Here is a 13,076-nt window from a genome sequence, read left to right as displayed (position 1 = left end):
GCCTGCAAGCGCGTGCACGTCCGTGTCGCGCACACACCCCGGTCACCATTCGGAGGTCACATGGTCATGGTCTACCTCGACCACGCCGCGACCACGCCGATGCTGCCCGAGGCCATCGACGCGCTCACCGCCGCGCTCGCCGTGGTGGGCAACCCCTCGTCGATCCACAGCGCGGGCCAGCAGGCCAAGCGCCTGCTCGAGGAATCCCGCGAGCGTGTCGCCGCGACCCTCGGCGCCGACGGCATCGAGGTCGTCTTCACGGGCAACGGCACCGAGGCCGTGAACCTCGCGATCAAGGGGCTCTGGTGGCAGCGGCGCACGGCTGCGGCGAGTGCCGCCGAGCCCGCCGCCGGGTCGCCGACCGCGCGTCGCCGCATCCTCATGCCGGCGGGGGAGCACCACGCCACGATCGACACCGTCGAGTGGCTCGTCGCGCACGAGGGCGCTGAAGTCGTGGAGCTGCCGCTCGACGAGGTCGGGCGCCTCCGCCTCGACGTGCTCGCCGACGAGCTCGAGCGGGGCGCTGCGTCCATCGCCCTCGTCACGATGCTCTGGGCCAACAACGAGGTCGGCACGATCGAGCCCGTCGAGGAGGTCGCGCGCCTGACCGCGCGAGCCGGCGTGCCGCTGCACGTCGACGCGATCGCCGCCTACGGACAGCTGCCGATCGACTTCCACGGCATCCGGCGTGCCACGGATGCCCCGCGCGGCTCCGGTCTCGTCGCCCTCAGCGTCTCCGCGCACAAGATCGGCGGGCCCGCCGGCATCGGCGCGCTCGTGCTCGACCGCTCGGCGGCCGTCGAGCCGCTCATCCACGGCGGCGGGCAGCAGCGCAAGGTGCGCTCGGGCACGCAGGATGTCGCCGCTGCGGCGTCGTTCGCGGCCGCTGCCGAGATCGTGGCCGACCGGCTCGACGCCGACACCGCCCGCATGGCGGCGCTGCGCGACCGGCTCATCGCGGGCGTCGCCGATGCGGTGCCCGAGGCGCGCCTCTCGGGCGACGCGGGCGCCGGGGCATCCGTTCGCCTGCCCGGCAACGCCCACTTCTCCTTCCCCGGGTGCGAGGGCGACTCGCTGCTCTTCCTGCTCGACGCGGCCGGCGTCGCCGTGTCGACGGGCTCGGCCTGCCAGGCCGGGGTGCCCGAGCCCTCGCACGTGCTCATGGCGATGGGCCGGTCGGAGGCGGATGCCCGCGGGGCGCTCCGCATCACGATCGGCCACGGGTCGACCGACGCCGACGTGGACGCGTTCCTCGCGGCGCTGCCCGCCGCGCACGCACAAGCGGCCCGCGCCGGGCTCGCCGCCCGCGCCACCTCGTTCGATCGCTGACCCGGTGACGGGCCCGGGCAGCCCGGGCACGGGGCATCCGCTCAGGAGGCCTGCCTACACTGGAGGGGTGAAGGTTCTTGCAGCGATGAGCGGCGGCGTCGACAGCGCCGTCGCGGCCGCGCGCGCCGTCGAGGCGGGTCACGAGGTCGTCGGCGTACACCTGGCGCTCAGCCGCAACGCCGGCACCCTGCGCACCGGCAGTCGCGGCTGCTGCACCATCGAAGACTCCATGGACGCGCAGCGGGCCGCCAACGTGCTCGGCATCCCGTACTACGTGTGGGACTTCTCCGCACGGTTCAAGGCCGATGTCGTCGACGACTTCATCGCCGAGTACTCGGCCGGGCGCACCCCGAACCCCTGCATGCGCTGCAACGAGCGCATCAAGTTCGCCGCCCTGCTCGAGAAGGCGATCGCCCTCGGCTTCGACGCCGTCGCCACGGGCCACTACGCCAAGATCGTGACGGATGACGCGGGCAACCGCGAACTCCACCGCGCGAGCGCCGAGGCGAAAGACCAGAGCTACGTGCTCGGAGTGCTGACGGCCGAGCAGCTCGCCCACGCCTACTTCCCGCTCGGTGACACGCCCTCGAAGACGCTCGTGCGCGCCGAGGCCGCCGAGCGCGGGCTCTCCGTCGCGCAGAAGCCCGACTCCTACGACATCTGCTTCATCCCCGACGGCGACACGAGGGGCTGGCTCGCCGACAAGGTCGGCACCGAGACGGGCGACATCGTCGACCGCACGGGCGCCGTGGTCGGTTCGCACGAGGGAGCGCACTCGTTCACCGTGGGCCAGCGCCGCGGCATGCGGCTCGGCACGCCCGCCGCCGACGGCAAGCCGCGCTTCGTGCTCGAGGTGCGCCCGAAGGAGAACACCGTCGTCGTCGGCCCGAAGGAGGCGCTCGCGATCGGCGTCATCGCCGGGTCGCGCTTCTCATGGGCCGGGCTCGCACCCGAGCAGCCAGAAACGGCGTTCGACTGCGAGGTGCAGATCCGCGCCCACGCCGACCCCGTGCCGGCTGTCGCGCAGCTCGTCGACGGCGAGCTCGTCGTCACGCCGGGGCATCCGCTCGATGGTGTCGCGCCCGGTCAGACCGCCGTCATCTACGTCGGCACGCGCGTGCTCGGACAGTTCACGATCGACCGCACGGTCAGCGCGGTTCCGGTCGACGCGTAGGGCACGGAGGCTCGCCTCGACGACGTGCATCGCGTAGATTCGCGCTGGCGCTACCCCCGGCGCCGCGTGAATGACGAGGAGTCGTTGTGTCCTACCCACAAATTCCCGCCGATCCGAACCGCGACCCGGCCGAGCCGTTCCGAAACCTCGACCCGGCACCCACGACCGGCCGCATCACGATCGTCGCGCCGCCCGCCGACGAATGGGAACCGATCGTCGAGGTCGCTCCCATCACCGCCGATGAGGTCGTCGAGCGTCAACGACAGGCATTCGGCGGCATGAAGATCGGCTCGGCCCTCTTCGGGTGGATCACCGTCGCCGGCCTCACGTCCATCCTCACCGGCGTGCTCGTGGCAGCCGGTGTCGCTCTCGGCCTCGCGCCGGTGCGAGAGGCGGGCACTTCGAAGAGCGACGCACTGCTCGGTGCCGATGCCGTCGGCTGGATCGGCGTCAGCACGTTGCTCGCCATCGCCCTGGTCGCGTTCTACAGCGGCGGCTACGTCGCCGGGCGGATGGCGCGATTCAGCGGCGTGCTGCAGGGTCTCGCGGTCTGGCTCTGGGCGGTCCTCATCGCCATCGTGGTCGCGGTGACCAGCATGCTGCTCGGCGTTCAGGGCGACCTGCTGGGTGCCCTGAACACCTTCCCGCGGATCTCGGTGCCCGAGAGCGCCCTCACGATCGCGGGCATCACGATCGCGGTCGTGGCGGGTCTCGTGACCGTCGGCGGGGCGCTCCTCGGCGGCGTCGTCGGCGTGCGCTACCACCGCCGCATCGATCTCGTCGGGTTCGATCGATAGCGCGAAAGGCGCCTCGAGCGCCGGGTGGGCGTCGGTGCCGCCTCGTACTATGGGCGTGTGAGCGACATCTCCGGTGACAGCGGCGGCCTTCCGACCGATTTCGACGCGGCACGTGCGGAGGCGACCGCGCTCGCCGATCGCATCGAGGGTGCGCGGCTCGCATACTACGGCGACGGGGACTCGACCCTCTCCGACGCCGAGTACGACGAGGCGTTCCACCGGCTCGAGGCCCTGGAGCGTGCGTTCCCCGAGCTCGCAGGCCAAGACAGCCCGACGCAGCAGGTCGGCGCAGCGATCGTCTCCGCCGGGTTTCCCGAACACGAACACGCCGAGCGCATGCTCAGCCTCGACAACGTGTTCTCGATCGACGAGTTCCGCGACTGGGCGACGAAGACTGTGGCCGCCGCCGGTCGAGCCGTGCACTGGCTCTCCGAGCTGAAGATCGACGGGCTCGCGATCAGCCTCGCCTACCGCGACGGCGTGCTCGAGACGGCGACGACCCGCGGCACCGGCGTCGTCGGTGAGAACATCACCGAGAACGTCGACCTGATCCCTGCGATTCCGCAGCAACTTGAGGGCGAGGGCTATCCGGCCTTCTTCGAGGTGCGGGGCGAGGTGTTCCTGCGCACGGCCGACTTCGAGGCACTCAACGAACGGCAGCACGAGCTGCAGGCCGCGTTCGAGGCCGAGCAGCTCGCGAAGGGCCGTGCGCTCGAAGACATCCCCACGAAGTACCCCGAGTTCGCCAACGCCCGCAACACCGCCGCGGGCAGCATCCGCCAGCGCCGTGAGAAGAAGAACGCCCTCGAGCTGACCCTCATGCGCGAGCGGCTGGGCCGCCTCGAGTTGTACCTGCACGGCATCGGCGCGTGGCGCAGTGCCGCATCCTTCGGGCCAGAGGTTCGGAACCAGTCGGAGATCTATGCGCTGCTCGCGAGCTGGGGCCTGCCGGTCTCGCCGCATTCGCGCGTGTTCGACTCGGTCGACGAGGTCGCCGGCTACATCGCCGAGCGCGGCGAGCACCGCCACGACGTCGAGCACGAGATCGACGGCATCGTCGTCAAGGTCGACGAGCTCGCCCTGCACGACGAGCTCGGCGCCACGAGCCGCGCCCCTCGCTGGGCGATCGCCTACAAGTACCCGCCCGAAGAGGTGCACACGAAGCTCCTCGACATCGTCGTCGGCGTGGGCCGCACGGGCCGGGCGACCCCCTACGCGGTGATGCAGCCCGTCAAGGTCGCCGGTTCGACCGTGCGCCAGGCGACGCTGCACAACCAGCAGGTCGTCAAGGCCAAGGGCGTCCGAATCGGCGACACCGTGGTGCTCCGCAAGGCGGGCGACGTCATCCCCGAGATCCTCGGGGCGGTCGAGCAGTTGCGCGACGGCACCGAGGTCGAGTGGCACATGCCCGAGCTCTGCCCCGAGTGCGGCACTCCGCTCCGTGCCATGAAAGAGGGCGACATCGACCTGCGCTGCCCGAACGCGAAGTCGTGCCCCGCACAGGTGCGCGGCCGCGTCGAGCACATCGGGTCGCGCGGAGGCCTCGACATCGAGGCGCTCGGCGAAGTCACCGCCGCGGCGCTCACCCAGCCGTCGGTGCCCGAAGATCCGCCCCTCGCGACCGAGGCCCGACTCTTCGACCTCACTCTCGACGAGCTCGTTCCGATCGAGGTCGTCGTGCGCGACTCCGAGACGGGCGAACCCAAGGTCGACGAGGAGACCGGCGTGCCGATCCGGCGCGCCCCATTCCAGAAGCTCAGCGCCGCGAGCTATCCGCCCGGCACCGAGACGATGACTCCGACCGAGCGGCGTGCCGCCGGGGTCAAGAAGGACTTCCGGGTCGTCGGGCCCTCCGAGGCCGCGACGAAGCTGCTGTCCGAACTCGAGAAGGCCAAGACGAAGCCGTTGTGGCGTCTGCTCGTCTCGCTCAACATCCGCCACGTCGGGCCGGTCGCCGCCCGTGCGCTCGCAGACTGGTTCGGGTCGCTCGACGCGATCCGCGCCGCCACCCGGGAACAGCTCGCCGAGGTCGAGGGCGTGGGCGGCATCATCGCGGACTCGCTCATCGAATGGTTCGGCGTCGACTGGCACCTCGACATCGTCGACCGCTGGACGGCGGCGGGCGTGCAGTTCGCGACCCCGGGTCATCCGGGGCCGGGCGCCGCCGCCGAGGCCGGGGGAGTGCTCTCGGGCCTCACCGTCGTCGCCACCGGCTCGCTCGACGGCTTCAGCCGTGAGGGCGCGCAGGAGGCGATCATCGCCGCAGGCGGCAAGGCGGCGTCGAGCGTCTCGAAGAAGACAGACTTCGTCGCCGCAGGGCCGGGCGCCGGTTCGAAGCTCGCGAAAGCCGAAGAACTCGGCATTCGGGTGCTCGACGCAGCGCAATTCGCGCTGCTCGTGAGTGAGGGGCCGGCCGCACTCGACTGATCGCAGTCGCGGCGCGGCACCGTGGCGATGTTGGAGGGGACATGGCAGGTGACGAAACCGTGCACGGGGAGCCCGAGGGCAGGGCGAACGGCCCCGGTGGGTCGAGTCGCCGCGACTTCCTGAAGCTCGGCGGGGCCGCGGCCGCGGGCGCGGTCGTGGGCGGCGGGGTCGGAGCCGCGATCGGCGCGACGATCGGGCACGCCCTCGGCTACGAGGCCGGCGCCGATGACTTCGCAGCCTTCAGTCCACGCGAGAAGGCCGGATTCGACCACCTCGTCGTCGTCATGGGGGAGAACCGCTCCTTCGACAACCTGCTCGGCTGGTTGTACTCGCCCGACGACCTCCCCGACGGGCAGCAGTTCGACGGACTCTCGTTCGGGGACTACTCGAACACGGCACCCGACGGCACGAGCATCGCCGCGCACGTCTACGAGGGGCCGACCGACCAGATCATGGGGCGACCGAATCCCGATCCGGGCGAGGAGTTCCCGCACGTCAACACGCAGATCTTCAACACGATCGACCCGCCGGGCAACCGCGAGCTCTTCGTGGAGCAGATGGAGGCGCCGTACAACGCGCCCGCGTCGAACGCGAAGGCGGCGATGAGCGGCTTCGTGACCGACTACCTCGTCAACTACGAGCGGCTCAAGAAGGGCACGGCACCCGACCCCGGAGAGCTCGCGCAGATCATGGGGTCGTTCTCCACCCAGATGCTGCCCGTGCTGTCGACGCTCGCGAAGAACTTCGCGGTCTTCGACGCGTGGCATGCCGGGGTGCCGTCGCAGACGTTCTGCAACCGGTCCTTCTTCCACGCCTCCACCTCGCACGGCTTCGTGACCAACAAGCACGGCGGCGGGTACACGAAATGGCTCGACGCACCTGCGACGCCCACGATCTTCAACCGACTCGAAGACGCCGGCATCTCGTGGCGCATCTATTTCGACGAGCTCCAGCTCGTCTCCTTCACCGGAGTGCTCCACGCGCCGGTCCTCGAGAAGTACTGGCGCACCAAGCGTTTCGCGACGATGTCGCAGTTCCACGACGACGTGAAGGGCGGCAAGCTGCCCGCCTACGCGTTCATCGAGCCGCGCATGATCTACAACCACAACGACTTCCACCCGCCGTTCGGCAAGTTGCGCGAGAGTGACGTCGACGGCACCGAGGTCGTCGACAGCGCGATCTCCGATGTCAGGGCCGGCGAGGCGCTGATCCACGAGATCTATTCGTCGATCAAGGCGAGCGATTCATCCGACGGGTCGAACGCGCTCAACACGATGCTCCTGATCACCTTCGACGAGCACGGCGGATGCTACGACCACGTGCCGCCGCCCGCTGCGACGCCGCCCGAGGTCGACGAGCCCACGGGCGAGATGGGCTTCCGCTTCGATCGGCTCGGATGCCGCGTGCCGGCGATCGCCGTCTCGGCCTACACCCGGGCGGGCAGCGTGATCAACGACGAGATGCACCACGGAGCCGTCATCGCGACCCTCGCGAAGTTGCACGGGTTGAAGCCGCTGACCCGCCGTGACGCCGAGGCGAACGACATGTTCACCGCGGTGAACCTCGACTCGCCGAGGCATCCGCTGACCTGGCCGTCGACCACCCCGCAGTACATCCCGCCGAACCCGCAGGCGGAGTCGCCGCATCCGGGGCACGCGCACAAGGACAAGCCCTTGAGTCCGCCGGCGCGAGGCCTGCTCGGGCTCCTGCTCGCGAAGTTCGGGCGCCCCGACGACGAGGAGCCCGAGACGTACGCCGACGCGTACGAGCTGCTGCAGAAGTACGGCGACGGGCTCTTCGGCGCGCCCCGATAGAATCGATGCATCCCCATCCCGAGACGACGGAGCAGCATGTCCGAAATCACTGCGGAGCAGGTCGCGCATCTCGCGAACCTCGCCCGCATCGCGCTCACCGATGAAGAGATCGAGCACCTCACCACGGAGCTCGGCCAGATCATGCACGCGGTCGAGCAGGTGAGCGAGGTCGCCACACCCGACGTGCCGCCGACGAGCCACCCGATCCCGATGCAGAACGTCTTCCGCGACGACGTCGTGGGCACGACCGTGCTCACCGCAGACGAGGCGCTCGCGGGCGCCCCCGAGTCCGACGACTCGCGTTTCAAGGTCTCGGCGATCCTGGGAGAAGAGCAGTGAGCGACGAACTGATCCGCCTGTCCGCCGCGGCACTCGGCGCGAAGCTCGCGTCCGGCGAGGTCTCCTCGGTCGAGGCGACCCGTGCCCACCTCGACCGCATCGCGGCCGTCGACGGCGCCGTGCACGCCTTCCTCCATGTCGAGGGCGATCGCGCCATCGAGACGGCCGCCGAGATCGACCGCCAGCGCGCGGCAGGCGCGCCTCTCGGCCCGCTCGCGGGCGTGCCGATCGCGATCAAAGACGTCCTGGTCACGAAGGGCATGCCCTCGACCTCCGGTTCGCGCATCCTCGAGGGCTGGATCCCGCCCTACGACGCGACCCCGGTCACGAAGGTGCGCGAGGCGGGCATGATCCCGCTCGGCAAGACCAACATGGACGAGTTCGCCATGGGCTCGTCGACCGAGCACTCGGCCTACGGCCCGACCCACAACCCGTGGGACCTCGACCGCATCCCCGGCGGCTCAGGCGGCGGCTCCGCGGCATCCGTCGCAGCGTTCGAGGCCCCGCTCGCGCTCGGCTCCGACACCGGCGGCTCGATCCGCCAGCCGGCGCACGTCACCGGCACCGTCGGCGTGAAGCCGACGTACGGCGCGGTCAGCCGTTACGGCTCGATCGCCCTGGCCTCCTCGCTCGACCAGATCGGCCCGGTCACGCGCAACGTGCTCGACGCCGCCCTCCTCCACGACGTGATCGCCGGGCACGACCCGCTCGACTCGACGTCGATCCCTGAGAAATGGCCGTCGATGGCCGACGCGGTGCGCCGAGCGGATGTCTCCGGCCTCCGCATCGGCGTCATCAAGGAGCTCGACGGCGAGGGCTTCCAGGCAGGCGTGCGCCAGCGGTTCCACGAGTCGCTCGAGCTGCTCGAGAAGCAGGGCGCCGAGATCGTCGAGGTCTCCGCACCCCACTTCGAGTACGCCATCGCGGCGTACTACCTGATCCTCCCGGCGGAGGCGTCGTCGAACCTCGCGAAGTTCGACTCGGTGCGCTTCGGCCTCCGGGTCACGCCCGAGGGCGGCGGCACGGTCGAGCAGGTCATGTCCGCCACGCGCGAGGCCGGCTTCGGCCCCGAGGTGAAGCGACGCATCATCCTCGGTACCTACGCGCTCTCGGCGGGCTACTACGACGCGTACTACGGCTCAGCGCAGAAGGTGCGCACGCTCGTGCAGCGCGACTTCGACGCGGCGTTCGCGAACGTCGACGTGCTCGCCTCGCCGACCGCACCGACGACCGCCTTCAAGTTCGGCGAGAAGATGGCCGACCCCGTGTCGATGTACCTCAACGACATCGCGACGATTCCCGCCAACCTGGCCGGCGTGCCCGGCATCTCGCTGCCGTCGGGGCTCGCTCCCGAAGACGGCCTGCCCGTCGGCATCCAATTCCTGGCACCCGCGCGTGAAGACGCTCGTCTCTACAACGTCGGCGCCGCGCTCGAACAGCTGCTTGAAGCGCGCTGGGGCGGCCCGCTGCTCGCACAGGCACCCGATCTCTCGTCTCATGAGCTCACCGCGACCGAGGAAGGCGCACTCTGATGGCCCGCGCTGAACTGATGGACTTCGACAAGGCCCTCGAGCTCTTCGAGCCGGTCATCGGCCTCGAGGTGCACGTCGAGCTGAACACCACGACGAAGATGTTCTCGTCGGCTCCGAACCCCGCGAACTCGCAGTTCCACGTCGCAGAGCCGAACACGCTGATCACGCCCGTGTGCCTCGGCCTGCCCGGTTCGCTGCCCGTCGTCAACGGCGAGGCCGTGAAGTACTCGATCAGCCTCGGCCTCGCGCTCGGCTGCGAGATCGCTCCGTCGAGCCGGTTCGCCCGTAAGAACTACTTCTATCCCGACCTCGCGAAGAACTACCAGATCTCGCAGTACGACGAACCGATCGCGTTCGACGGCGAGGTCGAGGTCGAGCTCGAGAACGGTCGCACCTTCACGGTGCCGATCGAGCGCGCGCACATGGAGGAGGACGCGGGCAAGCTGACGCACGTGGGCGGCTCGACCGGCCGCATCCAGGGAGCCGAGTACTCGCTCGTCGACTACAACCGCGCCGGCGTTCCGCTCGTCGAGATCGTCACGCGACCGATCTTCGGCGGCGAGGCCGACACTCCTGCGCTCGCGAAGGCGTACGTCGCCACGATCCGCGACATCGTGCTCTCGCTCGGCATCTCCGAGGCCCGCATGGAGCGCGGCAACCTGCGGTGCGACGCGAACGTGTCGCTCCGGCCCCGTGGCCAGGAGAAGCTCGGCACGCGCACCGAGACGAAGAACGTCAACTCGATGCGCTCGGTCGAGCGAGCCGTGCGGTACGAGATCCAGCGTCAGGCTGCGATCCTGGCCGGCGGCGGCACGATCATCCAAGAGACGCGTCACTGGCATGAAGACACCGGTGCCACGAGCGCTGGTCGTCCGAAGTCCGACGCCGACGACTACCGGTACTTCCCCGAGCCCGACCTGCTCCCGGTCGTGCCCTCGAAGGAGCTCGTCGACGAGCTGCGCGCCGCACTTCCGGAGCCGCCGGCCGTGCGCCGTCGCCGACTCAAGTCCGAGTGGGGCTTCACCGACCTCGAGTTCCAGGATGTCGCGAACTCGGGCCTCCTCATCGAGCTCGAGGCGACCGTGAAGGCCGGCGCGACGCCCGCCGCCGCCCGCAAGTGGTGGACCGGCGAGATCGCCCGCCTCGCGAACGCCGCCGCCGTCGACGCCTCGGGCCTCGTGTCGCCCGAGCATGTCGCCGAGCTCGCGCAGCTCGTCGACTCGGGTACGCTCACCGACCGCCTGGCCCGCCAGGTGCTCGAGGGCGTCATCGCCGGCGAGGGTTCGCCGCAGCAGGTCGTCGACGCTCGCGGTCTCGCGGTCGTCTCCGACGACGGTGCACTGATCGCCGCCATCGATGAGGCGCTCGCTTCGCAGCCCGACGTGCTCGCGAAGATCCGCGACGGCAAGGTCCAGGCCGCTGGCGCGGTCATCGGCGCCGTCATGAAGGCGATGCAAGGCAAGGCCGACGCCGCCCGCGTGCGCGAGCTCGTGCTCGAACGCGCCGCGCAGACCGCGTAACCCGACACCGTGCACGAGGGCCGAGCGGAGACATCCGCTCGGCTCTCAGCATGTTCAATGCTCGCGACCGTACAGTGGTCGTCCCCTGAACGATTGACGAGGACAACATGGGATTCCTTGACCGTCTCTTCGGAGCAGTTCCCGCCGAACCGCAGCGCCCGCAGGCCCAGCCCGCCCGCCGGCTGAGCGACGACGAACTCGCGGTCGAGCGCTACCGGTACCTCCTGCGCACCGCTCCGCCCGAGTCCGTCGAGGCGGTGCACGCCGAGGCGTTCGCGAAGCTCACGCCGCAGCAGCGCCAGGCCGTCTTCGCCTCGCTCAGTGCCGACGCGCCCGCCGGTGAGCGACTCGTCTCCGATGAGCCGAGCGCGCTGGCCCGCGCCGCGACCCGCGCCGAGCTCCGATCACCCGGCAGCGTCGAGCGCGCCTTCAACCGAGCGGATGTCTCGGGCGGTCGGCCCCAGCAAGGCGGCCCGTCGTTCGGCGGCATGTTCGCGGGCTCGCTGCTCGGCTCCGTCGCAGGCGTGGTCGTCGGCTCGGCGATCGCGCAGGCGTTCCTCCCTGATCCCGCGGCGTTCGAGGCGGGCGGCGATGGCGGCGACGCCGGTGCCGGAGACACCGGCGGCGATGCCGCGGCATCCGATGGTTACGACGGGACGGGTGGCGACTCCGGTGGTGACTTCGGAGGCTTCGGCGACTTCGGCGGCGGCGATTTCGGCGGCGGCGGAGACTTCGGGTTCTGATCGCCTCGTGCCGGCCGGCCCGGCCACCGCGGGCAGCATCTGCGATGACGGCGGCAACGGATAGGGTCGCACCATGAGCAAGCAGGACGGCTCGTCGCGCCAAGTGACCACCGGTCCGGTCGACGATTCGGCGACACCGATCCTGCACGTCGACATGGATGCGTTCTTCGTCTCCGTCGAACTGCTGAAACGACCCGATCTGCGCGGCAAGCCGGTGCTCGTCGGGGGAACGGCAGGTCGCGGTGTCGTGTCGGCGGCCAGCTACGAGGCGCGACGATACGGCGTGAACTCGGCCATGCCCATGTCGCTCGCGCTGCAACGCTGCCCGAACGCAGTCGTACTGCGCGGCGACTACGCGAGCTACACCGAGTATTCGCGCCGGGTGATGAATATCTTCGAAGAGGTGACGCCGCTCGTCGAGAAGCTCTCGATCGACGAGGCGTTCCTCGACGTCTCGGGTGCCCGCCGGCTCCACGGCAGCCCTGCCGAGATCGCGTGGCGCCTGCGTCGGCGCGTGCACGACGAGACCGGCCTCACCTGCTCGGTGGGCGTCGCGGCCACGAAGTTCGTCGCGAAGGTGGCCTCGAGCCGTGCCAAGCCCGACGGCATGCTCGTCGTTCCGGCCGACCGCACACTCGAGTTCCTGCACCCGCTGCCGGTCTCCGCGCTCTGGGGCGTCGGCAAGGTCACCGAGGAATCGCTTACCCGCATCGGGCTCCGCACGGTCGGCGATGTGGCTGCCATGCCGGGCGACGCGCTGCAGCGGGCTCTCGGGCCCGCACTCGCCGCGAAGCTGGCCCACCTGTCGATGGGCATCGACGCCCGCGACGTCGTCACCGGGCGTGAGGAGAAGAGCATCGGGCACGAGGTCACGTTCGGGTACGACCTCACCGATCTCGAGCAGTTGCGGCGCGAGCTGCTGCGGCTCTCCGACGACGTCGCGGTGAGGCTCCGACGTGCGGGTGTCGTGGGCCGCACGGTCGTGCTGAAGCTTCGGTACGGCGACTTCCGAACTGTCACGCGGTCGCGCACCCTGGGTGAGCCGACCGACGTCGCGAGACGCATCTACGACGAGGCATCCGCTGCGCTCGGCGAGCTCGCCGGCGACGGTGCCCGCATCCGTCTCATCGGGGTGCGGGCCGAGCAGCTGCGGCCCTCGGGGAGCGGCGCCATGCTGTGGGACCCCGACGAGGAATGGCGCGAGGCCGAACGCACGATCGATGAGGTGACCGCGCGGTTCGGTCGCGGGGCGGTGCGCCCGGCGTCGCTCGTGAGCCGTGCGGCAGACCGAGTCGAGTCGTCGCGTCGCAAGGATCCCGACCGCGGCGACGTCCGCTGAACACGCTGCCGGCGATTCCCGCAAGGGGTGGTTCGCGGAGGGGCGCGCGGGTAGCGTGGACC

10 protein-coding genes are annotated in these 13,076 nt (G+C 70.4%); all 10 read left to right on the top strand.

Going from position 1 to position 13,076, the window contains the following annotated elements; genetic code table 11:
- Positions 1-60 precede the first annotated feature (60 nt).
- The 10 genes from ASD23_RS08980 to ASD23_RS08935 all read left to right on the top strand — a co-directional run bounded on the left by ASD23_RS08980 (position 61) and on the right by ASD23_RS08935 (position 13,014).
- Positions 61-1,329, top strand: coding sequence for a cysteine desulfurase family protein (locus tag ASD23_RS08980; RefSeq protein WP_056009506.1), 1,269 nt, complete (start codon positions 61-63; stop codon positions 1,327-1,329).
- 85 nt (positions 1,330-1,414) lie between these two features.
- Complete coding sequence (gene mnmA, locus ASD23_RS08975; protein WP_056009504.1) at positions 1,415-2,503, top strand: tRNA 2-thiouridine(34) synthase MnmA; 1,089 nt, start codon at positions 1,415-1,417, stop codon at positions 2,501-2,503.
- Positions 2,504-2,589: 86 nt separating this feature from the next.
- Positions 2,590-3,300, top strand: a complete 711-nt coding sequence (locus ASD23_RS08970; protein ID WP_056009502.1) for a hypothetical protein — start codon at positions 2,590-2,592, stop codon at positions 3,298-3,300.
- Between the two features lie 66 nt (positions 3,301-3,366).
- Positions 3,367-5,727, top strand: coding sequence for an NAD-dependent DNA ligase LigA (ligA, locus tag ASD23_RS08965; RefSeq protein WP_056012828.1), 2,361 nt, complete (start codon positions 3,367-3,369; stop codon positions 5,725-5,727).
- Positions 5,728-5,768: 41 nt separating this feature from the next.
- Positions 5,769-7,541 (top strand): alkaline phosphatase family protein, encoded by a 1,773-nt coding sequence (locus ASD23_RS08960; RefSeq protein ID WP_056009500.1) that lies wholly within the window; start codon positions 5,769-5,771, stop codon positions 7,539-7,541.
- A 36-nt stretch (positions 7,542-7,577) separates the two neighbouring features.
- On the top strand, positions 7,578-7,880 hold the full coding sequence (gene gatC, locus ASD23_RS08955) for an Asp-tRNA(Asn)/Glu-tRNA(Gln) amidotransferase subunit GatC (RefSeq protein ID WP_056009497.1): 303 nt from the start codon (positions 7,578-7,580) through the stop codon (positions 7,878-7,880).
- Positions 7,877-9,412 carry an Asp-tRNA(Asn)/Glu-tRNA(Gln) amidotransferase subunit GatA gene (gatA, locus tag ASD23_RS08950; protein ID WP_056009495.1) on the top strand — a complete coding sequence of 512 codons (1,536 nt, stop codon included), beginning with the start codon at positions 7,877-7,879 and terminating at the stop codon, positions 9,410-9,412. The genes gatC and gatA overlap by 4 nt, the downstream gene beginning before the upstream one ends.
- Positions 9,412-10,932, top strand: a complete 1,521-nt coding sequence (gene gatB, locus ASD23_RS08945; protein ID WP_056009493.1) for an Asp-tRNA(Asn)/Glu-tRNA(Gln) amidotransferase subunit GatB — start codon at positions 9,412-9,414, stop codon at positions 10,930-10,932. Before gatA ends, gatB begins: the two co-directional genes overlap by 1 nt.
- A gap of 107 nt (positions 10,933-11,039) precedes the next feature.
- Positions 11,040-11,675 (top strand): hypothetical protein, encoded by a 636-nt coding sequence (locus ASD23_RS08940; RefSeq protein ID WP_056009491.1) that lies wholly within the window; start codon positions 11,040-11,042, stop codon positions 11,673-11,675.
- 73 nt (positions 11,676-11,748) lie between these two features.
- Entirely contained in the window at positions 11,749-13,014 is a 1,266-nt protein-coding gene (locus ASD23_RS08935) for a DNA polymerase IV (protein ID WP_056009489.1), read from the top strand.
- The last annotated feature ends 62 nt before the right edge of the window (positions 13,015-13,076 follow it).

Source organism: Agromyces sp. Root1464, from assembly GCF_001427265.1.
Classification (GTDB): Bacteria; Actinomycetota; Actinomycetes; order Actinomycetales; family Microbacteriaceae; genus Agromyces; species Agromyces fucosus.
Note: the sequence above shows the minus strand (reverse complement) of the source record. Positions and strands in the feature narration are given on the sequence as shown.

Excerpts from the sequence above, each read along its gene's own strand:
- ASD23_RS08980 (WP_056009506.1), top strand. The coding sequence starts at position 61 with ATGGTCATGGTCTACCTCGACCACGCCGCGACCACGCCGATGCTGCCC.
- mnmA (WP_056009504.1), top strand. The coding sequence starts at position 1,415 with ATGAGCGGCGGCGTCGACAGCGCCGTCGCGGCCGCGCGCGCCGTCGAG.
- ASD23_RS08960 (WP_056009500.1), top strand. The coding sequence starts at position 5,769 with ATGGCAGGTGACGAAACCGTGCACGGGGAGCCCGAGGGCAGGGCGAAC.
- gatC (WP_056009497.1), top strand. The coding sequence starts at position 7,578 with ATGTCCGAAATCACTGCGGAGCAGGTCGCGCATCTCGCGAACCTCGCC.
- gatB (WP_056009493.1), top strand. The coding sequence starts at position 9,412 with ATGGCCCGCGCTGAACTGATGGACTTCGACAAGGCCCTCGAGCTCTTC.
- ASD23_RS08940 (WP_056009491.1), top strand. The coding sequence starts at position 11,040 with ATGGGATTCCTTGACCGTCTCTTCGGAGCAGTTCCCGCCGAACCGCAG.
- ASD23_RS08935 (WP_056009489.1), top strand. The coding sequence starts at position 11,749 with ATGAGCAAGCAGGACGGCTCGTCGCGCCAAGTGACCACCGGTCCGGTC.